Source organism: Variovorax sp. ISS6, from assembly GCF_056523145.1.
The window spans coordinates 184540-207500 of the sequence record NZ_JAWRZC010000001.1 but is presented as its reverse complement, the minus strand read 5'-3'; the positions used below and the strand labels follow the sequence as shown (position 1 = coordinate 207500).

Genomic DNA, 22961 nt, shown 5'->3' with positions numbered 1-22961 from the left:
ATCATCGGTTCCCCTCGGAACGTTTCAACACCAAAGCGGCTTCCTGCGAAAGCATGAGGCTTCTTTGTTGTTGATCGGGATCTCCTGATCAATCGGCTGTTCTTTAAAAATTCATAGAGTTGAATCAGCGTTGCTGACGGAAAGAGCTTCATGGCTCACCGTGCCGTCAGCAACTTGAATTTTTGATTGCGTCAATATGAACTTCAATTTCGAGAAATCGATTTATGAAGACGGCATAACGCGCCAGGTGAAAGACCTGGCAATTCCTTGATTGACTTTGGTTTCTGTGAAGAAACGTCAAAGTTATAGGGTCAAGTGAATAAGAGCACGTGGTGGATGCCTTGGCGATGATAGGCGACGAAGGACGTGATAGCCTGCGATAAGCTTCGGGGAGCTGGCAAATTAGCTTTGATCCGGAGATTTCCGAATGGGGAAACCCACCGAAAGGTATCGCATGATGAATACATAGTCATGCGAGGCGAACCGGGTGAACTGAAACATCTCAGTAGCTCGAGGAAAAGACATCAACCGAGATTCCGAAAGTAGTGGCGAGCGAAATCGGAAGAGCCTGCTAGTGATAGCACAAGACTTATCAGAACGGCTTGGAAAGGCCGGCCATAGTGGGTGACAGCCCCGTACGTTAAAAGACTTGTGTGGTACTGAGCTAGCGAAAAGTAGGGCGGGACACGTGTAATCCTGTCTGAATATGGGGGGACCATCCTCCAAGGCTAAATACTCATCATCGACCGATAGTGAACTAGTACCGTGAGGGAAAGGCGAAAAGAACCCCGGGAGGGGAGTGAAATAGATCCTGAAACCGCGTGCTTACAAAAAGTAGGAGCCCGCAAGGGTGACTGCGTACCTTTTGTATAATGGGTCAGCGACTTACATTCAGTGGCAAGGTTAACCGAATAGGGAAGCCGTAGAGAAATCGAGTCCGAATAGGGCGATCAGTCGCTGGGTGTAGACCCGAAACCAAGTGATCTATCCATGGCCAGGATGAAGGTGCCGTAACAGGTACTGGAGGTCCGAACCGACTAGTGTTGCAAAACTAGCGGATGAGCTGTGGATAGGGGTGAAAGGCTAAACAAACTTGGAAATAGCTGGTTCTCTCCGAAAACTATTTAGGTAGTGCCTCAAGTATTACCTTCGGGGGTAGAGCACTGTTTTGGCTAGGGGGTCATGGCGACTTACCAAACCAAGGCAAACTCCGAATACCGAAGAGTACAGCTTGGGAGACAGAGCACCGGGTGCTAACGTCCGGACTCAAGAGGGAAACAACCCAGACCGCCAGCTAAGGTCCCTAAAATTGGCTAAGTGGGAAACGAAGTGGGAAGGCTAAAACAGTCAGGATGTTGGCTTAGAAGCAGCCATCATTTAAAGAAAGCGTAATAGCTCACTGATCGAGTCGTCCTGCGCGGAAGATGTAACGGGGCTAAGCCAGTTACCGAAGCTGCGGATTTGCAATTTATTGCAAGTGGTAGGAGAGCGTTCTGTAAGCCTGTGAAGGTGCGTTGTAAAGCGTGCTGGAGGTATCAGAAGTGCGAATGCTGACATGAGTAGCGTTAAAGGGGGTGAAAAGCCCCCTCGCCGTAAGCGCAAGGTTTTCTACGCAACGTTCATCGGCGTAGAGTGAGTCGGCCCCTAAGGCGAGGCAGAGATGCGTAGCTGATGGGAAACAGGTCAATATTCCTGTACCGATATACAGTGCGATGTGGGGACGGATCTTAATAGGTCATCCGGGTGTTGGATATCCCGGTTTAGTTGGATGTAGGCGTGCATTAGGCAAATCCGGTGCACATATACCGAGGCCAACGATCGAGCGAGCTTGCTCGCGAAGTGACTGAACGAGGTTCCAGGAAAAGCCACTAAGCTTCAGCTGTATACGACCGTACCGCAAACCGACACTGGTGCGCGAGATGAGTATTCTAAGGCGCTTGAGAGAACTCAGGAGAAGGAACTCGGCAAATTGACACCGTAACTTCGGAAGAAGGTGTGCCCTATTAGTGTGAAGTGAACAACGGAGCATGAATGGGTTGCAAAAAATCGGTGGCTGCGACTGTTTATTAAAAACACAGCACTCTGCAAACACGAAAGTGGACGTATAGGGTGTGACGCCTGCCCGGTGCTGGAAGATTAAATGATGGGGTGCAAGCTCTTGATTGAAGTCCCAGTAAACGGCGGCCGTAACTATAACGGTCCTAAGGTAGCGAAATTCCTTGTCGGGTAAGTTCCGACCTGCACGAATGGCGTAACGATGGCCACACTGTCTCCTCCTGAGACTCAGCGAAGTTGAAATGTTTGTGATGATGCAATCTCCCCGCGGAAAGACGGAAAGACCCCATGAACCTTTACTGTAGCTTTGTATTGGACTTTGAACAGATCTGTGTAGGATAGGTGGGAGGCTTTGAAGCAGGGTCGCTAGATCTTGTGGAGCCAACGTTGAAATACCACCCTGGTGTGTTTGAGGTTCTAACCTAGGTCCATTATCTGGATCGGGGACAGTGCATGGTAGGCAGTTTGACTGGGGCGGTCTCCTCCCAAAGCGTAACGGAGGAGTTCGAAGGTACGCTAGTTACGGTCGGACATCGTGACGATAGTGCAATGGCATAAGCGTGCTTAACTGCGAGACTGACAAGTCGAGCAGATGCGAAAGCAGGACATAGTGATCCGGTGGTTCTGTATGGAAGGGCCATCGCTCAACGGATAAAAGGTACTCTGGGGATAACAGGCTGATACCGCCCAAGAGTTCATATCGACGGCGGTGTTTGGCACCTCGATGTCGGCTCATCTCATCCTGGGGCTGTAGCCGGTCCCAAGGGTATGGCTGTTCGCCATTTAAAGAGGTACGTGAGCTGGGTTTAAAACGTCGTGAGACAGTTTGGTCCCTATCTTCCGTGGGCGCTGCAGATTTGAGGAAGCCTGCTCCTAGTACGAGAGGACCGGAGTGGACACACCTCTGGTGTATCGGTTGTCACGCCAGTGGCATTGCCGAGTAGCTAAGTGTGGAAGAGATAACCGCTGAAAGCATCTAAGCGGGAAACTCGTTTCAAGATGAGATCTGCCGGGGCCTCGAGCCCCCTGAAGAGTCGTTCAAGACCAGGACGTTGATAGGTCAGGTGTGGAAGCGCAGTAATGCGTTAAGCTAACTGATACTAATTGCTCGTGCGGCTTGACCCTATAACTTTGATCAAGAAGATCAAGGTGTTATGCCAAGTTGACGCATTCAAAACACATTCAAATAACGCCTCCGCGCGTGCTGATTCAAACTCTATGAATTCGCCAGGTTGATCACTCGATCAACCCGGCAACCCTTTATGCCTGATGACCATAGCGAGTTGGTACCACTCCTTCCCATCCCGAACAGGACAGTGAAACGACTCAGCGCCGATGATAGTGCGGGTTCCCGTGTGAAAGTAGGTCATCGTCAGGCTATTACAGCCAAAAAAGCCCCAACCAAACGGTTGGGGCTTTTTTCTTTGCGCAAGCAAAAGCAAAGCAGAAGCAAAAAAACAAAAAGCGCATCGACCGAAACGATGCGCTTTTTTTATTGGCAAATTCAATTCAGAGATTCCGGACTTCGTATTCGGTTAATTCGGCCGCCTCTGCCGCGACGAGCTCGCCCAGAATCTCCTGTGCCAAGACATCCAGTGCCACACCCTGGAAGAACCGCGCGCACACCATGGCCAGATAAGGCGTCTCGCGCACCCAAGCCATCCAATCCGAGCGCGACATCCTCTGCTTTTCAAGCAGCTTGAACTTGATCAGTACCTTGATCGCATGCCGCGCATGCTTTGCGGGATCCCGCTGCAGCCCCTCGAGCCGTCGCCGCGCCACCTTCAACGCACCTGCCACGTCCGTGAAGATTGTTCCGTGCCCCGGAATCACGATCAATGGCGCCAGGCGCTCGATCAGATCCAGGGTGGCCCCCATCTCTCCAAACGACGGTTCGCCCTTCAGTTCCGGAAAAGCGATGCCGAACCCGTTCTCCCACAGCGCATCCGCCGACACCAAGGTCCGCGACACAGGCTCGAAAAGAATGACCGAGTGCGGATCGTGACCAGGCGCCGCATGAATCTGCCAGTACAGCCCGCCGACCTCGCGCTCCGTCCCAGGCTGCAGCAGCCCTGAGGCGCGAAACCGCGGGCAGCTCTGCCCCGTCGCCCGGAAGCTCAGCGCTTCTTCGTCCCAGCGCTCCACCAGCGCCGCCTCGCCCGGCGGGATCTCGATGCGAAGGGCCGGATAGCGCGCCTGCAGCGCCGCATTCCCGCCGCAATGGTCGCTGTGCAGGTGCGTGTTGAGCACCCGGTCCAGCGGCCGACCGTCCAATGCCGACTCGACCAGCGCCACCGTCTGCTCGGCATGCGCCACATAGCCGGTATCGATCAGCGCCGTCTCATCGGCGCCGATCGCGAGGATGTTGTTGGAAGACAGCCACCCACGCTCGAGCACGACGACATTCGCCGGCAACCCGGCGACCGCCGCCGCGCTCATTCAATGGCCCGCGGAGGCGGTGGTGCGGAGTTCGCGGCGCAGGATCTTGCCGACGTTGGTCTTGGGCAGCGCATCGCGGAATTCGATGTGCCGTGGGCGCTTGTAGCCGGTGAGTTGTCCATTGCAGTATTGCAGCACAGCCTCCTCGGTCAGGCTCGGGTCCTTGCGCACCACGAAGACCTTGATCGCCTCGCCCTGCTTTTCGTCGGGCACGCCGATGGCCGCGCATTCCACCACGCCGGGGCACAGCGAGATCACGTTCTCGAGCTCGTTCGGGAACACGTTGAAGCCGCTGACCAGGATCATGTCCTTCTTGCGGTCGACGATGCGGCTGTAGCCGTCCTCCTGCATCACGGCGACGTCGCCGGTGCGCATGAAGCCGTCGGCGGTGAAGGCCGCCGCCGTCTCGGCCGGCTGGTTGTAGTAGCCCTTCATCACGTTCGGGCCCTTGATGCAGAGCTCGCCCGATTCGCCGATCGGCATCGAATTGCCCTCATCGTCCTTGATCGCGATCTCGATGCTCGGCAACGGCAGGCCGATGGTGCCGGTGAACCTGGTGTTCGACACCGGGTTGTTGGTGCCGATCGCGCAGGTCTCGCTCATGCCCCAGCCTTCGATCATGGGGCAGCCGGTGGCCTCGAACCAGCGCTTCGCCGTGCCTTCCGAGGCCGCCATGCCGCCGGCCTGCGAGACGAACAGCGTCGAGAAGTCGATGCTCTTGAACTCGGGATGCATCAACAGCGCGTTGAACAGCGTGTTCACCGCCGGCAGCATGTGGAAGGGCCGCTTCTTCAGCACCGCGATGAACTTGTCGAGGTCGCGCGGGTTCGGCACCAGCGTCATGTGCGAGCCCTGGCGGATCACGAGCAGGCACAGCGTGAGCGCGAAGATGTGATACAGCGGCAGCGCCGCGATGCTGTTGACCTTCGCGAGGTCGCCCGCGCGCGCGAGCGCCGGCGTGAACCAGGCCTCGGCCTGCAAGGTGGCGGCCACGATGTTGCGATGCGTGAGCACCGCGCCCTTCGACAGCCCGGTCGTGCCGCCCGTGTACTGCAGGAAGGCGATCGAATCGAGCGTGCTCTTGTCGGCTGCCAGCGTGCGGCCGCGTCCTTCGGCGAGCGCCTGCGAGAACGGCGTGACCGTGCGGCCATCGCTCAGCGGCAGCTTGAACGGCGGCACCATCTTCTTCAGGTGTCGCACCGCGAGCGTGATCCAGCTGCCGTAGAGGCCGCCGAGCAGGTCGCCCATCGCGGTGATGACCACGTGCTTCACGGGCGTCTTCTCGATCACCTGCTCGAGCGTGGAGGCGAAGTTCTCGAGGATCACGATCGCGGTCGCGCCCGAGTCCTTGAGCTGGTGCTCGAGCTCGCGCGCGGTGTACAGCGGATTGACGTTCACGCAGGTGTAGCCGGCGCGCAGCACGGCACACATGGTGACCGCGAATTGCGGGATGTTCGGCAGCATGATCGCCACGCGCGCGCCGGGCTCGAGCCCTCGCGATTGCAGCCAGGCGCCGAGCGCCTTCGATTGCGCATCGAGCTCGCCGTACGACATCCAGCGTTCCATGCACACCGAGAACGGGCGGTCGGCATAGCGGCCGAAAGCCTCGTCGAACATGTGGGAAAGCGATCGGTACTGCTCGGGATCGATCTCGTGCGGTACGCCGGCCGGATAGTGCTGTCGCGCGGATGTCTGCATGCAAGCTCCTTTGGCGCGGATTGTGGGAGCCGCACAGGACAAGCGACCAGCGGGCTTGTCCTAGGTAAATGCATCGGCTGTCGCCTGCGCGATAGCTGCCGAAAAGGAAGCTCAGGCCTTGCCGGATTCGCCGGGCTGCAGCACGCCTGCGGGAATGTCGGCCGCGGTTTCCAGCGCCCGGTACAGCGGCGCGAAGTCGGGCTCGGTCAGGTCGAACAACTGCGCGAAGCTGTCGATGACGAAGTAGTTGGCCTGGTAGGTGTCGATCTTGTAGAGCGTGCGCATGGTGCGCAGCAGGTCGAGCGGCAGCCGCAGCGGCTCGTTCGAGCGCACCGCGTGCTGCAGCTCGCCGACCGAGCTCAGGATGCCGGCGCCATAGGCGCGCAGTCCATCGGGCTGGCGGATCAGCCCGAACTCCACCGTGTACCAGTACAGCCGCGCGAGCTTCTCGCCGGCATCGAGCTCATGGGCCTTGATGCCGCCCGCGCCATAGCGCTGCACGTAGTCCGCGAAGGTCGGGTCGAACAGCATCGGCACGTGCCCGAACAGGTCGTGGAACACGTCGGGCTCGACGATGTAGTTGAACTCCTCGGGCTTGCGGATCCAGTCGGTGACCGGAAACTTTCGGTTCGCGAGCAGCGTGAAGAAGGGCAGCTCGGGAATCAGCCCCGGCACCGCCACGATCTCCCAGCCGGTGGCCTTGTGCAGCCGCTCGTTGAGCTCCTCGAAGCGCGGGATGCGGTCCTTCACACCCAGCAGCGGCAGCGCCTTGATGAAGGCATCGCAGGCCAGCCCCGGCAGTTGCGCGGCCTGGCGCTCGTAGAGCCGCTTGTAGGTGTCGTGGTCGGCCGCCGTGTAGCTGGCCCAGTCCTGCGCGCAGGTGTAGTCGGCCTGCACCGTGCCGCCGCGCGAGTAGTCGCCGCGCGGCGGGCGATCGGAGGCGCCGTAGACGGCGGGCGTGACGACGGTGGCAGGGATGTCCATGGGTGCTTCGGTTGATTACTTGAGCCAGCGGTCCATGACGCGCTGGAACTCGCCGCCGGCCTGCTGCAGGTGCAGCCATTGGTCGACATAGGCCTTGAAGGCCACGTCGTCGCGCGGCAGCATCCAGGCCATTTCGCCGTATTGCAGCGGCTTGTCGGGATGGATCGCGCACAGGCCCGGCTTGAGCTTCTGCTGCACGATCGCCTCGGCCGACTCGGTCACGAACACGTCGGCGCGGTTGGCGAGGATCTCGTCGAAGATCGTCACGTTCTCGCCGTGCAGCGTGAGCCGGGCCTGCTTGAAGTTGGTGCGGGCGAAGCGTTCGTTGCTGCCGCCCGGATTGAAGATGACGCGCGTGGTCGGCTTGTCGATGTCGGCCACGCTCTGGTACTTGGCCACGTCGGCGCAGCGCGCGATCGGCGTCTTGCCGTTGACCATGTAGGGCGCGCTGAAGAAGGCGCGCTTCTGGCGATCGGTGGTCACCGACACGCCGCCCACGGCGATGTCGCACTTGCCGGCCGCGAGGTCGGGCAGCAGGTTGGCCCAGGTGGTCTTGATCCACTCGGGCTTCGCGCCCAGGCTGCTGCTGAAGCCGGCCATCAGGTCGACGTCGATGCCTTCGAACGAGGCATCGGCCTTCTGGAAGCTGAACGGCCGGTAGTCGCCCGGCGTGCAGACGCGCAGCACGGCCGCCTTCTGCACGCTGTCGAGGTGCGAGCCCGCGGCGGGGCCGGCCGGCGCGCCTCCCGGCCCCGCCGCGCATCCCGAGAGAACGACCGCCGCGGCGAGGGTGGTCAGGCCGATCGAGAGGATGTTGCGCATGCGGAGCTCCTGGAGGGTGGAAGGAGCGCTTATTTTGCGGCGGTCAGCACGCCGCGGCGCATCTGGTCGAGCTCGATGCTCTCGAACAGCGCCTTGAAGTTGCCGTTGCCGAAGCCGTCGTCGCCCTTGCGCTGGATGAACTCGAAGAAGATCGGGCCGAGCTGGTTCTCGCTGAAGATCTGCAGCAGCAGCGCGTCCTTCTTGCCATCGATCAGGATCTTGCGCTTCTGCAGCTCTTCCACGCTCTCGCCGTGGCCCGGGATGCGCTTGTCGACCAGCTCATAGTAGGTATCGATGGTGTCCAGCAGGGTCACGCCCTTGGCGCGCAGCGCGTCGACCGTCTGGTAGAGGTCGTCCGAGCCCATCGCGATGTGCTGGATGCCTTCGCCCTTGTACATGTCCAGGTACTCCTGGATCTGGCCGGCCTGTTCCTTGCCCTCTTCGTTGATCGGGATGCGGATCTTGCCGCAGGGGCTGGTCATGGCCTTGCTCTTCACGCCGGTGACTTGGCCCTCGATGTCGAAGTACTTGATCTCGCGGAAGTTGAACAGCTTCTCGTAGAAGCCGGCCCAGGTGTTCATGCGGCCGCGGTAGACGTTGTGCGTCAGGTGGTCGATGTAGGTCAGGCCGTTGCCCTTGGTGGTCAGGGCGTCCTGCGAGGCCACGCCCGGCAGCGGTTCGAAGTCCACGTCGTAGAAGCCGATGTTGCCGATGTCGCCGGGCTTCGCGCCGTTCTTGCCGGGCCAGCGGTCGACCAGATAGATCAGGCTGTCGCCGATGCCCTTGATGGCGGGAATGTTCAGCTCGCCCGGGCCGGCCTTGTCGGCGAAACCCCAGGCGCCCAGCGAGGTGGCGCGCTCGTAGGCGGCCTTGGCGTCGTGCACGCGGAAGGCGATGGCGCACACGCTCGGGCCGTGCTCGCGCGCGAAGCGCTGCGCGAACGAATCGGGCTCGGCGTTCAGGATGAAATTGATCTCGCCCTGGCGGTACAGCAGCACGTTCTTGTGGCGGTGCTTGGCGATGGCCGTGAAGCCCATGCGCTCGAAGACCTTGCCCATGGCGACCGGATCGGGTGCCGCGTATTCGATGAATTCAAAGCCGTCGGTGCCCATGGGGTTGTCCCAGGGCGTGAAGGCGGGCGCGTCGGCGTGGCTCATGGCAGTCTCCGAAGAAGTGGGGATCGAGGGGGAAAGGAAAAGGATGGCGGCTCGGCCAGTGCAGCAATGTAGGTCGATTGCCGCTCATGATTTCAGCGTTTGCGGGCGCCTTCTTTGGTCATGTTGCAGGAAAAGTGCAAAAATCCAATCATGGAAGCACTCGACAAGATAGATCGGCTGATTCTGCGCACGCTGCAAGCAGACGGGCGCGCCACCTACGACCAGATCGCCGAGCAGGTCAGCCTCTCGCCCAGCGCCGTGCTGCGGCGGGTCAAGCGGCTCGAGGAGCAGCGCGTGATCGACCGCTACGTGGCGCTGGTCAAGCCCGAGGCCGTCGGGCTGGGGCTTACGGCCTATCTCAACGTGCGGCTCGAAAAGCACACCGAGAGCCACAAGCGCAACCCCATGGACCTGTTCCGCGCCAGCGTGCAGACCTGGCCCGAGGTCGTCGAGTGCGCCGCCCTCACGGGCGAGATGGACTACCTGCTGCGCGTGGTCGTGGCCGACATGGCCCACTACAGCCGCTTCATCATGGACACCCTGCTCAAGCACCCGAGCGTGCAGGACTGCAAGACCAGTTTCGTGCTCGACCGTGTCAAAGCCACCACAGCCGTGCCGGTCTAGACAGGAAAAAGTTGCTCCATGCACACGCTTTCGGGTATTGATTCACAAATGAGTCACGAAAGTGTCCCGTCGGGCTTGCGGGTTAAGGGAAAACCCTTACATTCAAGCCATGCTTACCGCCAAGGACCTCCTCAGGGCATCCCTCGGCCTCGGCTCTTTTCTGAAGGCGCCGATGGTTGAGGCCCAGCCACGCGCCGCCACCGCGCCGCAGCCCCTCATGGTGCCGATCCGCTCGATCGGCCCGCGCGAGCGCGACCGCATCGCCAGCCACCTGCTGGCGCTCAGCGCCCACGACCGCTACCTGCGCTTCGGCTATGCCGCGGGCGACGAGCAGGTGCAGCGCTATGTCGACGGCCTCGACTTCGACCGCGACGAGCTGTTCGGCATCTACAACCGCAAGCTCGAGCTGATCGCGATGGCCCACCTGGCCTTCGCGCCCGACCACCAGCCCAGCGACTGCGCCGAATTTGGCGTTTCCGTCTCGGCCCATGCCCGCGGACGCGGCTATGGCGCCCGGCTGTTCGAGCGTGCCGTGGTCGTGGCGCGCAACGAGGGCGTGGGGATGCTGTTCATCCATGCGCTCAGCGAGAACGCCGCGATGCTCAAGATCGCGCGCAATGCCGGCGCCACCGTGGTGCGCAGCGGTTCCGAATCGGAAGCCCACCTGCAGCTGCCGAGCGCCACCTTCGACAGCCGCATGAGCGAGATCGCGCTCGAGCATTACGCGGCAGTCGACTTCCACCTCAAGACGCGCGCGAAGCAGTTCTGGGCCTTTCTGGCCAGTCTTCAGGAAGTCCGCAGCGGCGTGCGCAGCGCGCGCGGCAAGTCGGCGCAATAAGGCCCTCGAGCGGCCCGGCCCTGCCCGGGAACGCTCCTTGCATACCCCCAGGCGGACCCGGTAGAGCCTGTCACATGCAATCCGGTATCCTTGCACTCCCCCCAACTACGCCCTCCCGCAGTGGCCGAACCTCACCCTGAACGCGCACCCGTCGAACGGGAAGACAAGCGCGGCTTTCTCCAGAAGCTCGCCGAATTCATCCATCCCGGTCCGGACTCGCGCGACGAGCTGATCGAAACCCTGGCGGATGCCGAAGACAACCAGGTGATCGGCGCCGAATCGCGCGTGATGCTCGAAGGCGTGCTGCGCATGGCCGACATGACGGCCGGCGACGTGATGGTCGCGGCGCCGCGCATGGACCTGGTGAACATCGACGCGCCCTACGACGCGCTGCTGCACCTGGTCATCGACACCGCGCACTCGCGCTTCCCGGTGTACGAGGGCGAGAAGGAAAACATCATCGGCATCCTGCTCGCGAAGGACCTGCTCAAGCTGCAGCGCGCGCCGGGCCTGAACATCCGCGCGCTGCTGCGGCCCGCCACCTTCGTGCCCGAGAGCAAGGGCCTGAACGACCTGCTGCGCGAGTTCCGCGGCAACCGCAACCACCTGGCGATCGTCATCGACGAGTTCGGCCGCGTGGCCGGCCTGATCACCATCGAGGACGTGCTCGAGCAGATCGTCGGCGAGATCGAGGACGAGTTCGACATCGCCGAGGACGAGGGCGACATCTTCGGCCTGGCCGACCACACCTACCGCGTCTCGGGCGACACGCCGATCGAGCGCGTGGCCGAGGCCTTCGGCATCGTCTTCGACGAGGAACAGCTCAGCGAGGACTTCGACACCATCGGCGGCCTGATCGCGCACGAGATGGGCCACGTGCCCAAGCGCGGCGAGCACCATGCGATCGGCGGCTTCGACTTCGTGGTGCTGCACACCAAGGGCGGCGCGGTGCGCTGGTTCAAGGTGTCGCCGGCCCGCGGCGGCGACGCGGCCGACTGATGCGCGCCGCACTGCTGGCCCTGGCCTTCCTGCTGGCCGGACTGGCGCAGGCCGCCTCGATCGCCATGCCCGGCTCGGGCCGGCCGCTGTGGCTGCTGCAACTGGTGTCGCTCGGCGTCCTTGCCTTCGGGCTGCGCCGGCTGCGCGACGAGAACGCGGGCTGGCGCCGCGCCGGATTGCATGCCTGGCTGTTCTCCACCGCCTGGCTCAGCGGCACCTTCTGGTGGCTCTTCATCTCGATGCACACCTACGGCGGCCTCGCCGCGCCGCTGGCCGCGATCGCGGTGCTCGCACTCGCCGCCGCGCTCGGCCTGTACTACGCCCTGGCCGGCGCCTGGTTCGTGCGGCGCGGTCCGCGCGGCACGGTCACCGGCGCACTGGTGTTCGCCGCGCTGTGGACGCTGGCCGAACTGGTGCGCGGCAGCTGGTTCACCGGCTTCCCCTGGGGCGCGGGCGGCTATGCGCATGTCGAGGGCCCGCTCGCGGGCTGGGCGCCGTGGGTCGGCGTCTACGGCATCGGCGCCGTCGCGGCCCTGGCCGCCGCGCTGGTCGCGCTGGCTCGCCCCGCGGCCCGTGCCGAACTCGCGGGCGCCGCGCTGCTGGTCGCGGTCGTGTTCGGCTTTCCGCTCGTGGCCCAGCCCTCGCGCGGCGAAGCCGCGGGCACGCTGCAGGTCGCGCTGCTGCAGGGCAACATCGCGCAGGACGAGAAATTCGTTCCCAACGGCGGCATCGAGAACGCGCTGCGCTGGTACGGCGAACAGCTGCGCGATGCCAGGGCCTCGCTGGTGGTCACGCCCGAGACCGCGATCCCGCTGCTGCCGCAGCAACTTCCCGCGGGCTACCTCGAGGCGATCCAGGCGCGCTATGCGAGCGGCAGCCAGGCGGCCGTGGTCGGCCTGCCGCTGGGCGACCGCCAGGGCTACACCAATACCGTGCTCGGCTTCCGGCCCGGCGCCGCCTCGGCCTACGCCTACAGCAAGCACCACCTCGTGCCCTTCGGCGAGTTCATTCCCTTCGGCTTCCGCTGGTTCATCGACATGATGAGCATCCCGCTCGGCGACTTCCGCAGCGGCGGCCTCGCGCAGCCCGCGCTCGCCTGGCAGGGCCAGCGCATCGCGCCGAACATCTGCTACGAGGACTTGTTCGGCGACGAGATCGGCGCCAACTTCCGCGACGCGGCGACGGCACCGACCATCCTGCTCAACGTGAGCAACATCGCCTGGTTCGGCGACTCGATCGCCATCGACCAGCATCTCGCGATCTCGCGCATGCGCGCGCTCGAGTTCGCGCGGCCGATGGTGCGCGCCACCAACACCGGCGCCACCGTGGTCATCGACGCCGAGGGCCGCGTGACCCATGCGCTGCCGCGGCTCACGCGCGGCGTGCTCGAGGCCCCGGTCGAGGGCCGCACCGGCCTCACGCCCTATGCGCGCTGGGTCGCGCACCTCGGGCTGTGGCCGCTGTGGGGCCTGGCCTGCGCGATCGTCGCGGTCGCCTTCGTGCGGCGTCGCCGCGCGGCCTGACTCAGGCCGCCACCGCGGCCGCGCGCGGCTTCACCGGCCAGTCGCGCAGCTTGCCGGGGTTCAGCAGGCCCAGCGGATCGAAGCGCCGCTTCACGGCGATCACCTCGGGCGGCAGCGGCCCGCCGGCCTTGCCGTCCTCGACGATGTTCACGTGCGGGTTGTTGATGTGCACCTCGTGCTCGCGGTGGATCTGCATGATCTCCTGCAGCCGTTCCTCGGTGCTGAAGCGCACCAGCTGCAGGCCGCTGCAGGTCATCAGGCCCGCCACGTTGCGGATGAACTCCAGGTGCATCATCACCTCGCCGCCCAGCAGCTTCTCCATCTCGATGACCTGCGCCACGTGGCGCCCCGGCACGAAGCCGCTCTGCAGGTAGGTCAGGGTCGGATCGACCTTGAGCGCGTGCAGCGTCGTGTGGTTCCAGGTGAACTCCATCAGGGTGCGGTTGCTCTTCTGCACCTCGGCCGCGGTCTTGCGGTAGCTCACCGTGCCGCCGAAGCTCTCGACCAGCTGCAGCAGCGCCGGCTCGCTGGCCTCGGCCACCAGCGACAGCACCGTGTGGCAGCCCTTGGGCAGGTGCGCCGCGAGTTGCGCCAGGTGGTCGGAGATCGGCGCCGCATAGAACGACACCTCGCGCTTCACGATTCCCGGCGCGTTCGCGAGCCGGTCGGCGAAGTTCAGCGCGCCCTCGAAATCGGAGAAGGTCACGAGCGTCTCGAGCCACGGATGCGCGGGCGCCAGCGCGACCTCGAGTTCGAGCACCAGCCCGTTGGTGCCCCACAGGTGATGCATGCGCATCGCCTCGGCGCCGCGCAGCTCGACCACCTGGGGTTCGGCCTCGATGGTCATCGCGCGGATGCCGAGCACGTTGCCCGGCGCGCCCAGCGGCCCGTAGTTGATCGAGCCCACGCCGCCGAAGCCGCCGCCGAACAGGCCGCCGAGCGTGGCGCTGCGGTAGGTCGAGGGCACGCAGCGCATCTCCTGGCCGCTGGCCCGGGTCTGCTTCTCGAGTTCGCCCAGGCGGATGCCGGCCTGCGCGCGCGCCACGCCGGGCCGTACCCAGAGGCAGGCGTTGTAGCCGGTCATGTCGAGCACCACGCCGCCGGCCAGCGGCGTGGTCTGGCCGTAGTTGCCGGTGCCGCTGCCGCGCACGGTGATCGGCACGCCGTGGCGCGCGCAGGCGCCGACCACCGCGCGGATCTCGTCCTCGCTGCGCGGGCGCACCACCACCTCGGCATGCTTGCCCTCGAGCTGGCGCTTGAGCACCGGGCTGAACCAGGAGAAGTCCTGCGACAGCCGCACGACGCGGCCCTCGTCGGTGATCCAGTCGAGGTCGGGGAGTTCGAGCAGCAGCGGCCCGATGGAGGATTCTTGTGCGTTCATGTTGGAGTCAGTCCTGGGAAAGTTCGCTCGCATGCCACGAGCCCAGCGCCACCTTGGTGAGCCAGGCCATCAGCACGAAGAGCGCGACGCCGGTGAGGGAAATCAGCAGCAGCGCGGCGAACATCCGCGGGATGTTCAGCTGGAAGCCCGCCTGCAGGATCTGGTAGGCCAGTCCCGCGCCCGAGCCGCCGGTGCCGGCCACGAACTCCGCCACCACCGCGCCGATCAGCGCAAGACCGCTGGAGATGCGCAGGCCGCCGAAGAAGTAGGGCAGCGCGCTCGGGATGCGCAGCCGCACCAGTTGCTGCCAGCGCGTGGCGCGGTTGAGCTTGAAGTAGCTCTGCAGGTCGGGGTCGATGCTGCGCAGGCCCAGCGTGGTGTTGCTGATGATCGGGAACAGTGCCACCAGCGCCGCGCACACGGTCATCGCGGCTGTCGGGTTCTTGACCCAGATGATGATCAGCGGCGCCACCGCCACGATCGGCGTGACCTGCAGCAGCACCGCGTACGGAAAGAGCGCGGTCTCGATGCGCTTGCTCTGCACGAACAGGAACGAGATCAGCACGCCCGCCACCGTGGCGAGCACGAAGGACAGCACCGTGATCTTGAGCGTGACCAGCAGCGCGTTGCCCAGCGGTGCCCAGTCGGTCACCAGCGTCTGCAGCATCAGCCAGGGCGAGGGCACGAGGTAGGGCGGCAGCTCCATCGCCACCACCATCCATTGCCACAGCGCGATCAGCAGCAGGCCGATCGCCAGGGGGTAGAGCACGCGCTGCACGCGCGGCTGGCTCAGGAGAGGCGTGCGGCTCATCGCGCGTGTTCCTCGTCGGCATGGCTGGCGCGCAGCAGGCTGTCCTGCAGCCGCTTGGCATGGCGCGCGAACTCGGGCGTGACCATGAAGTCGGCGCTGCGCGGATAGGGCTCGTCGATCTGGAACTGCTCGACCACGCGGCCAGGCCGCGCGGCCATCATCACTACGCGGCTCGAGAGGAACACGGCCTCGTGGATCGAATGCGTCACGAAGATCACCGTGAGCTTCTTCTTGCGCCAGAGCTCGAGCAGGTCGGCGTCGAGCTTGTGGCGCGTGATCTCGTCGAGCGCGCCGAAGGGCTCGTCCATCAGCAGCAGCTCGGGCTGCGTGACCAGCCCGCGCGCGATCGACACCCGCATCTGCATGCCGCCCGAGAGCGCGCGCGGCAGCGCGCCCGCGAACTTCTCGAGGCCCACCAGCGCCAGCGACTCCATCACGCGCGCATCGGCCTCCTTGCGCGGCACGCCGGCCAGGTCGAGCGGCAGCCGCACGTTGGTCTGCACGCTGGCCCAGGGCATCAGCGTGGGCGACTGGAACACGAAGGACATCCGGCGCGCGCTGTCGTGCAGCTGGCTCACCGGCTTGCGCCACACCAGCAACCGGCCGTCGCTGGGCTCGAGCATGCCCGCCACCATCTTGAGCAGCGTGCTCTTGCCGCAGCCCGAGGGGCCGAGCAGCGTGACGAACTCGCCCTCGGCGATCGACAGGTCGACCGGCAGGAGCGCCTGTGTGCCGTTGGGATAGGTCTTCTCGGCCGAGAGCACTTCCACCGCGGGCACGGCAGGCACCGTCGGCGGCGCGAGGGTGTGGGGGTCGATGCGGTTCATGGCGTGGCGACGGTCAGGGCAGCACCTTCGCGTCCTTCACGAATTCGGTCGTGTAGGTCTTCGCGAGCTCGACCTTGGCCGGGTCGAGCAGCTTGGCGCTCACGAGGAAGTCGTAGCTGGCCTTGGCGCGCGCATCGGTCATCACGCCGATGCCGAGCTTGCCGGCGTCGCCGCCCGTGATCATTCCCATCTCCTTGAGCTTGGCCACGCTGTAGGCGAGCTGGTCGTCGGTCATGTTGGGGTTGTCCTTCTTGATCAGCGCGTTGGCGGGCGCGGGATCGGCGAGGTAGCTCTTCCAGCCTTCGGCCGAGGCCTTGACGAAGGCCGCCACCTGCTTGCCGCGCTCCTTCACCGTCTTCTCCATGCACGAGACGGTGGTGGCATAGGCCGGGAAGCCGTGGTCGCTGAACATCAGCACGGTGCTCTTCACGCCGGCCTTCTGGATCGCGTAGGGCTCGGAGGTCAGGTAGCCCTGCTGCGCCGTGTTCCTGTCGGCCACGAAGGGCTGGATGTTGAAGGTGTAGGGCCGGGTCTGCTCGTCCTTGAGGCCGAACTTCGCCTTGAGCCAGGGCCAGTAGCCGCGATTGGCCTGCGCGCCGATCAGCAGCGTCTTGCCCTTGAGGTCCTCGAAGCCCTTCACGTCGTCGTGCGCGATCAGCACCTGCGGGTCCTTCTGGAAGAAGGCCGCCACGTTGACCACCGGCACGCCGCCCTCGCGCACCTGCATCATCTGGATGTCGCTCGAGCCCATGATGCAGTCGGCCTGGCCGGCCGCCATCATCTGCGTGATGTTGACCTGCGGGCCGCCCATCTTGATGGTCACGTCGAGGCCGTACTTCTTGTAGATGCCCTGCGCCACGGCCTGGTAGAAGCCGCCGTGCTCGGCCTGCGCGTACCAGTTGGTCATGTAGGTGAACTTGTCCTCGGCCTGCGCGGGCGCGGCGAGGAAGGCGATGGCGGCGGCGCCGGCCAGGGACAGTGCGAAGGAGCGCATGGGAGGACCTCTCTAGGGCGTGGGTGAAGAAAAAGGGAAAGACGGGCCGATGCAAGAAGCAGGCTCAGGCCGGCGCGAAGGACTGCTGCACGAAGCCCTGCTGGTGGCCGCGCTCCCAGGTGGCTTCCTCGCGCACCACCCAGCGCAGCGCATGCAGCTCGGTCAGCGCCTGCACCCAGCTGTCGGACAGCGTGTCGAGGATCGCCTCGCCCTGCTCGCGCGTGGCGGTGGTCGGGTCGCCGATCACGCCGCTGGGGCCGAAGTCGCGCGCGGTCCAGGCGCAGGCCGGGCGGCCGTCGGCCGACAGCAGCTTGATCGGGAACGGCGGCGGGAAGTTGGCCACCGCGCGCTCCATGTGCACCGTCTCGGGCGCGAGCGCAAGCATCAGCGCGGTCTCGGAATGGCCGGCATGCATCGCGAGCTTCTTCTCCTGCTCGCTGACCTGCTTGCTGGCCGCGCTCGGCAGCCGCGACACGCCGTGCGGCACCACCACGAAGTCGCCATGGCGCAGCCGCAGCTCGCGCGCCGCCATCTCGAGCACCTGCGGCTGGCCGCCGTGGCCGTTGGCGAACAGCAGCTTGCGAAAGCCCGCGCGGTAGACCGACTCGCCGATCTCGGTCACGGTCGACAGCAGCGTGGTGCCGGTCAGCGTCATCGTGCCGGGGAAGTGCAGGTGCTCTTCCGACTTGCCGTAGGTGATGGTCGGCAGCGCGAAGGCGCGCACCTCGGCCGGCAGCTTCTCGAGCGCCTTGCCCATCACGCCCGAGCTGATCACGCTGTCGACCGAGCACGGCAGGTGCGGGCCGTGCTGCTCGATCGCGCCGCAGGGCAGCACGATGACCGTGTTCTCGCGGTCGGGCAGCGCGGCGATCTCGGTCCAGCTCAGGTAGGGCAGGAAGCGGTGGGGAGGGATGTAGCCGTGGAGCATGGGGGCGGTCCTTGGAGTGGTTCTGTTCGTCGAAGAGGGTTCAGGCGTGCCAGGTCGCCGGCACCTCGCCGTGCGCGACGCGGCCCGCGCGCAGCACCACGCGCGATGCGCTGCGCGAGGGCCAGCCGAAGCGGTCGGCCGCGCCGAAGAGCACGAGGTCGGCGGGTGCGCCGACGAGCGTCGGGCGTTGCACGGTGGCGTCGCGGCGCAGCCAGTCGGCGCGGCACAGCGCCTGCGACCAGGTCTCGAACGGCTCGTCGAGCTGCGCCACCAGCGCGGCCGTGCCCAGCGCTTCCACCGGATCGAAGCTGCCGAGCCGGCAGAACGGGTCCTGCACGTTGTCGCTCGCGAACAGCAGCGGGATGCCGCGCTCGCGCGCCTCCTTCACCAGCGTGATGCCGCGCCGGCGCGGCGTGCGGCCGGTCACGGCGTCCTGCAGCAGCAGGTTGGTGGCGGGCAGCGAGACCACCGTGATCGGCGCGCGCGCCACCGCGTCGAGCGTGGCCAGCGCCTGCGCCTCGGGCTGTTCCGCGAGCGCGCAGACGTGGCCGCAGACCATGCGGCCCTCGTAGCCGATCTCGGCCAGGATGCGCGCGGTGGCCGCCAGGCCCGTGGCCGAGGCATTGAGCTCCTCGTCCACGTGCAGGTCGATGTCGAGCTCGCAGGCCTGCGCCGAGCGCAGCAGGTTGCGCAGCGCGTTCTCGCTCCAGTTGGTGGAATGCACGAAGCCGCCGAGCAGCGCATGCGGCCCGGTGGCCTTCACCTGCTTCGCGAGCCGCAGCGCCTGCGCCGCGTCCTCGAACAGCGGCAGCTTGATCAGGCTCACCTGCTCGAGCCGCACGCGGCCTTTCCATTCCTGCGCCAGCTCGGCCATCACCGGCCAGGCCATCGGCAGGGCATCGGGTTCCCACCAGTCGACGTGCGTGCGCAGGTGCGTGGTGCCGCATTCCCAGGCCCATTGCAGGCCGCGCGCCGCGCGTTCCCGCACGTCGGCGGGCGTCCAGTTCACGCGGTCGGCCAGCATCGCGTCGATGGCGCCGAGCAGGCCGGGCTGCACCGTCTTCATGCGCGGCAGCGTGAAGACCTTGTCGAGGTGAGTGTGGGCGTCGACGAAGCCCGGCAGCGCGAGCGTGCCGCCGAGGTCCCAGCCCGCGGCGGGCGTCGGAGCATCGTCCGCGGGTTGCAGCGACTGCACGCGGCCGCCCTCGATCGCGAGCCGCGCGAGCACCGGCACGCCGTCGCGCTGCGGCCAGTCGGCCGGCAGCAGCCAGCGCGGCAGGCGCAGCCGGTCGAGCAGCACGGGCGCGCTCATGCGAAGCGCGCCATGGCGTTGCCGACCTTGGCCATGAAGCGCTTGAGCTGGGGCTCGGTCGCCACGTTCATGTGGTAGTGGGCGTGGTAGTCGACCCGGGCGCCATGCCCGGTCAGCCGTTTCATGTAGCGCGTGACGATCTTGCGCGGCGGGTCGCCCATGTACATCGCCACCCAGCGCGGCCGGCCGTAGGTGACCACGGCGCTGATGCGCTTGATGTGCGTGAGCATCGGCTTCACGTTGGCGGGATCGCTGATGTCGAAGGCCACGCCGGGCATGAAGAGCCGGTCGAAGTAGCCCTTGAGCATGGCCGGCAGGCCGAAGCACCAGGTCGGGAAGCAGAACACGATGCCCTCGGCCCACCGCAGCCGCTCGACGTAGGGCTTGAGCGGCAGCTGGTTGGCCGGCACCTCGTGGTAGCCCAGCCGCTCCTCGCGCGAGAGCACCGGATCGAAGCCCTCGGCATAGAGGTCGCAGTCGTCCACCTCGTGGCCGGCCGCGCGCAGGTTCTTCAGCACCTCCTGGTGCAGGGCGGCATGGAAGCTGGTTTCGACCGGATGGCAGTAGACGACGAGCACGCGCATGGTGTTTGACCGCTTAATCAGAGCAAGTGGTCAGGTTTAGCAAGCGACGTGCCAGCGCGGGCGCACCGGATTGGGGCCGGTGCGGTTTTGGAGGGGGGAGCAATGCGCCCGGACGGCGCGTGGGTGCTAGCTTGCGCGGATGCCGCAGCCGGCCAGCACGAAGGCCACTAGCTCGCGCGCGATCGGCTCGCGGTCGATCGGCGCGTCGCTCGGCAGGCCCAGCATCACGCGCGTCTGGATCGCGTAGTCGGCGTAGCTCTGGGTCATGGCCCAGACGTGCATCAGCAGGATGCGCGCATCGAGCGGGCGCATCTGGCCGCGCGCGATCCAGCCGTTGATGATGTCGACCTTCTTCTGCGTCCAGGCGCGCGCATTGGGCCAGTAGCGGTCGAGGTTGCGGCCGCCGTCGAGGATCTCGCGCGTGAAGATGCGCGACATCTCGGGGCTGTCGATCGCATGGTCGAGCTTCTTGCGGATGTAGTCGCCGAGCACCGTCGCCGGGTCGCTCGCGTCCTCGAACGAGAACACCACCTTCCACGCATGCAGCACCTGCATCAGCAGTTCTTCGTACAGCTCTTCCTTGCCGACGATGTAGTAGTGCAGCTGCGGCTTGGTGAGGCCGGCGCGCGCCGCGATGGCCTGGGTCGAGGTGCCCTTCAGGCCGTGCAGGCTGAACTCCGCGATCGCCGCGGCGCGGATCGCCGCCATGATGCGCTCGCGGCCCGGGCGCGCGCGCGACAGCGGCCCGTCGGGCGCGGGCATTTCCTGGGCGGTCGAGACGGGAAGGGCGGCGGAATCGGCGTTCATGGCGAGGGAGTGGCGCGGCGTGCGCGCGTTGGATGGTAATGCCTGCTTCCTCGCAGCCGCATGACCGCATGCCATGCCGGCATGGCCGCGCCGGGCAGCCGGGCATGGTTCATGTATCTTCTCGCCGCCTCGAAAAATTCATTCAACACAAGGAGTTCTCCATGTACCTTTCCCCCCGCTTCAGGGCCCTCGCGGCCGGTGCCGCGATGCTGGCGGCCAGCGCGCTCGCTCAGGCGCAGCAGGCGCTTCCCAACGTGGTGATCCTGGCCACCGGCGGCACCATCGCGGGCGCGGGCGCCTCGGCCGTCAACAGCGCCACCTACGCGGCCGCCAAGGTCGGCGTCGACAAGCTGATCGCGGGCCTGCCCGAGCTCTCCAAGGTCGCCAACGTGCGCGGCGAACAGGTGTTCCAGGTCGCCTCCGAGAGCCTCACCAACGACAACCTGCTCACGCTCGCCAGGCGCGTGTCGGCGCTGTCCAAGCAGAGCGACGTCGACGGCATCGTGATCACGCACGGCACCGACACGCTGGAAGAAACCGCCTACTTCCTGACCCTGACCGTGCACACGCCCAAGCCGATCGTGGTGGTCGGCTCGATGCGTCCGGGCACCGCGCTGTCGGCCGACGGCGCGCTCAACCTGTACGACGCCGTGACGGTGGCCGGCAGCAAGGACGCCGCGGGCAAGGGCGTGCTGGTGACGATGAACGACAACATCGACACCGCGCGCGACGTGAGCAAGAGCGTGAACATCAAGACCAGCGCCTTCTCGAGCCAGTGGGGCCCGCTGGGCATGGTGGTCGAGGGCAAGAACTACTGGTTCCGCGCGCCGGTCAAGCGCCACACCATGTTCTCGGAGTTCAACATCGACCAGATCAGCGCGCTGCCGCCGGTCGAGATCGCGATGGGCTACGAGGGCGTGTCCTCGACCGCCATCGACGCGCTCGCCAAGAGCGGCATCAAGGCGCTGATCCATGGCGGCACCGGCAACGGTTCGGTCGCCGACCGCATCGTGCCGAACCTGCAGAAGGTGCGCGCCGACGGCATCGTCGTCATCCGCAGCTCGCGCGTGCCCGACGGCTTCGTGATCCGCAATGCCGAGCAGCCCGACGACAAGTACGACTGGGTGGTGGCGCACGACCTTCGCCCGCAGAAGGCGCGCATCCTCGCGATGGTCGCGCTGACCAAGACCAGCGACACCAAGGAACTGCAGCGCATCTTCTGGGAATACTGATCGCTCGATCCGCGCCGGTCGCCGGGGCCGCGTTCCTTCCGCAGGGGAGGGCGCGGCCTTTTTTTCATGGGCAAGGGTTTCAGCGCGCGCGCCGCCGCTGGCGGTGCCGCGCGAACTCCAGCCCGCCCACGCACACCAGCAGCCAGGCCAGCCCGGTCAGCAGGCCCGCCACCACGTCGCTCGCGAAGTGCACCTGCAGGAAGATCCGGCTGCAGGCGATGGTGACGATTGCGGCGGCGCCGGCCATCGCCGCCGCCACGTGCCAGCGCGGCGGCAGCAGGCGCAGCGCGAGATAGACCAGCATGCCGTAGCTCACGATCGCGCCCGCGCTGTGGCCGCTCGGGAAGCTGTAGCTGGTCTCGTGCGCCAGGCCGTGGTCGTGCAGCGGCCGGGCGCGCGCGAAGATCTGCTTGAGCGCCGGGTTCAGCAGCACGATGCCCACCAGCGCCATCGACCAGCCGAGCGCCAGGCCGCGGTGCGAGCGGTGCCACAGCAGCAGCGCCACCAGCACCGCCACCGGCGCCAGCGTGGCGAAGTCGCCCAGCCGCGTGAGCCAGCTGAACGCGAGGATCACGCCGTGCGGCATGTGCTGCGCGATCGCGTCGGTCAGTGCCTGGTCGGCCAGGCCCAGCGTGCGGCCGTCGCCGAGGTTCGAGGCGATCCAGGCGAACAGGCTGGAGGCACCGAGGATCGTCGCGAAGCCCAGCACCAGCGCGAACACCAGCCGGGGCTCGTCGGGTTCTTCTTCCGCGGCCAGCGCGAGCCGGCGGCGCTGCGCCATCCAGCAGGCCAGGCCGGCGGCCAGCACCGAGGCCAGCAGCAGCGAGAGGAAGCCGCCCAGCGCATGGGCGCCGAGCTGTTCGGCATGCGCGACCAGGGCGGGCGGGGTGGGGAGGGGAGAGGAGGAAAGGGAGGAAGGGACGGGGACTGCCGATGACATGCGGCG

General features: G+C 65.6%; 19 protein-coding genes and 2 rRNA genes. 7 read left to right on the top strand and 14 right to left on the bottom strand.

What is annotated here, in order from left to right; translation table 11 throughout:
- The first annotated feature begins 309 nt into the window (after positions 1-309).
- Positions 310-3180, top strand: a 23S ribosomal RNA gene (locus AC1HIL_RS00980).
- 140 nt (positions 3181-3320) lie between these two features.
- Positions 3321-3433, top strand: a 5S ribosomal RNA gene (rrf, locus tag AC1HIL_RS00975).
- Positions 3434-3564: 131 nt separating this feature from the next.
- Here the strand turns inward: rrf and AC1HIL_RS00970 are convergent.
- The 5 genes from AC1HIL_RS00970 to hppD all read right to left on the bottom strand — a co-directional run bounded on the left by AC1HIL_RS00970 (position 3565) and on the right by hppD (position 9155).
- Complete coding sequence (locus AC1HIL_RS00970) at positions 3565-4494, bottom strand: MBL fold metallo-hydrolase (RefSeq protein ID WP_479670943.1); 930 nt, start codon at positions 4492-4494, stop codon at positions 3565-3567.
- Positions 4495-6192 (bottom strand): AMP-binding protein, encoded by a 1698-nt coding sequence (locus AC1HIL_RS00965; protein ID WP_479670942.1) that lies wholly within the window; start codon positions 6190-6192, stop codon positions 4495-4497.
- 111 nt (positions 6193-6303) lie between these two features.
- Positions 6304-7176 (bottom strand): phenylalanine 4-monooxygenase, encoded by an 873-nt coding sequence (gene phhA / locus AC1HIL_RS00960; protein ID WP_057597006.1) that lies wholly within the window; start codon positions 7174-7176, stop codon positions 6304-6306.
- A 15-nt stretch (positions 7177-7191) separates the two neighbouring features.
- Positions 7192-7998, bottom strand: coding sequence for a transporter substrate-binding domain-containing protein (locus AC1HIL_RS00955; RefSeq protein ID WP_296730936.1), 807 nt, complete (start codon positions 7996-7998; stop codon positions 7192-7194).
- Positions 7999-8027: 29 nt separating this feature from the next.
- On the bottom strand, positions 8028-9155 hold the full coding sequence (hppD, locus tag AC1HIL_RS00950; protein WP_057597001.1) for a 4-hydroxyphenylpyruvate dioxygenase: 1128 nt from the start codon (positions 9153-9155) through the stop codon (positions 8028-8030).
- A gap of 150 nt (positions 9156-9305) precedes the next feature.
- On the opposite strand from hppD, the gene AC1HIL_RS00945 reads away from it, so the two are divergent.
- The 4 genes from AC1HIL_RS00945 to lnt all read left to right on the top strand — a co-directional run bounded on the left by AC1HIL_RS00945 (position 9306) and on the right by lnt (position 13139).
- Complete coding sequence (locus AC1HIL_RS00945) at positions 9306-9779, top strand: Lrp/AsnC family transcriptional regulator (RefSeq protein WP_057596999.1); 474 nt, start codon at positions 9306-9308, stop codon at positions 9777-9779.
- A gap of 109 nt (positions 9780-9888) precedes the next feature.
- Complete coding sequence (locus tag AC1HIL_RS00940; RefSeq protein ID WP_479670941.1) at positions 9889-10617, top strand: N-acetyltransferase family protein; 729 nt, start codon at positions 9889-9891, stop codon at positions 10615-10617.
- A 120-nt stretch (positions 10618-10737) separates the two neighbouring features.
- Positions 10738-11616, top strand: a complete 879-nt coding sequence (locus AC1HIL_RS00935; RefSeq protein WP_057596996.1) for an HlyC/CorC family transporter — start codon at positions 10738-10740, stop codon at positions 11614-11616.
- Positions 11616-13139 (top strand): apolipoprotein N-acyltransferase, encoded by a 1524-nt coding sequence (lnt, locus tag AC1HIL_RS00930; protein ID WP_479670940.1) that lies wholly within the window; start codon positions 11616-11618, stop codon positions 13137-13139. The genes AC1HIL_RS00935 and lnt overlap by 1 nt, the downstream gene beginning before the upstream one ends.
- Position 13140: 1 nt before the next feature.
- Here lnt and AC1HIL_RS00925 read toward each other — a convergent pair whose 3' ends face one another.
- The 8 genes from AC1HIL_RS00925 to AC1HIL_RS00890 form a co-directional block, all read right to left on the bottom strand.
- Positions 13141-14520 (bottom strand): FAD-binding oxidoreductase, encoded by a 1380-nt coding sequence (locus tag AC1HIL_RS00925; RefSeq protein WP_479670939.1) that lies wholly within the window; start codon positions 14518-14520, stop codon positions 13141-13143.
- 7 nt (positions 14521-14527) lie between these two features.
- Positions 14528-15331: an ABC transporter permease gene (locus AC1HIL_RS00920; protein WP_479670938.1), complete on the bottom strand. Its 804-nt coding sequence runs from the start codon at positions 15329-15331 to the stop codon at positions 14528-14530.
- Positions 15328-16158 carry an ABC transporter ATP-binding protein gene (locus AC1HIL_RS00915; RefSeq protein WP_261217281.1) on the bottom strand — a complete coding sequence of 277 codons (831 nt, stop codon included), beginning with the start codon at positions 16156-16158 and terminating at the stop codon, positions 15328-15330. The genes AC1HIL_RS00920 and AC1HIL_RS00915 overlap by 4 nt, the downstream gene beginning before the upstream one ends.
- A 13-nt stretch (positions 16159-16171) precedes the next feature.
- Positions 16172-17152 (bottom strand): ABC transporter substrate-binding protein, encoded by a 981-nt coding sequence (locus AC1HIL_RS00910; protein WP_422095812.1) that lies wholly within the window; start codon positions 17150-17152, stop codon positions 16172-16174.
- Positions 17153-17216: 64 nt separating this feature from the next.
- A complete protein-coding gene (locus AC1HIL_RS00905) occupies positions 17217-18080 on the bottom strand; it encodes a creatininase family protein (protein WP_093348298.1) in 864 nt (287 codons plus the stop codon).
- A gap of 40 nt (positions 18081-18120) precedes the next feature.
- On the bottom strand, positions 18121-19392 hold the full coding sequence (locus tag AC1HIL_RS00900) for an amidohydrolase family protein (protein WP_479670937.1): 1272 nt from the start codon (positions 19390-19392) through the stop codon (positions 18121-18123).
- Positions 19389-19976 carry an NAD(P)H-dependent oxidoreductase gene (locus AC1HIL_RS00895; protein ID WP_261217275.1) on the bottom strand — a complete coding sequence of 196 codons (588 nt, stop codon included), beginning with the start codon at positions 19974-19976 and terminating at the stop codon, positions 19389-19391. Before AC1HIL_RS00895 ends, AC1HIL_RS00900 begins: the two co-directional genes overlap by 4 nt.
- A 126-nt stretch (positions 19977-20102) precedes the next feature.
- Positions 20103-20783, bottom strand: coding sequence for a TetR/AcrR family transcriptional regulator (locus AC1HIL_RS00890; protein ID WP_172705738.1), 681 nt, complete (start codon positions 20781-20783; stop codon positions 20103-20105).
- Between the two features lie 161 nt (positions 20784-20944).
- Here AC1HIL_RS00890 and AC1HIL_RS00885 point away from each other — a divergent pair, with 161 nt between their 5' ends.
- Positions 20945-22015: an asparaginase gene (locus AC1HIL_RS00885; protein WP_057596982.1), complete on the top strand. Its 1071-nt coding sequence runs from the start codon at positions 20945-20947 to the stop codon at positions 22013-22015.
- 79 nt (positions 22016-22094) lie between these two features.
- Here the strand turns inward: AC1HIL_RS00885 and AC1HIL_RS00880 are convergent, their stop codons facing one another.
- Positions 22095-22955 (bottom strand): phosphatase PAP2 family protein, encoded by an 861-nt coding sequence (locus AC1HIL_RS00880; protein ID WP_261217271.1) that lies wholly within the window; start codon positions 22953-22955, stop codon positions 22095-22097.
- Positions 22956-22961: the final 6 nt, after the last annotated feature.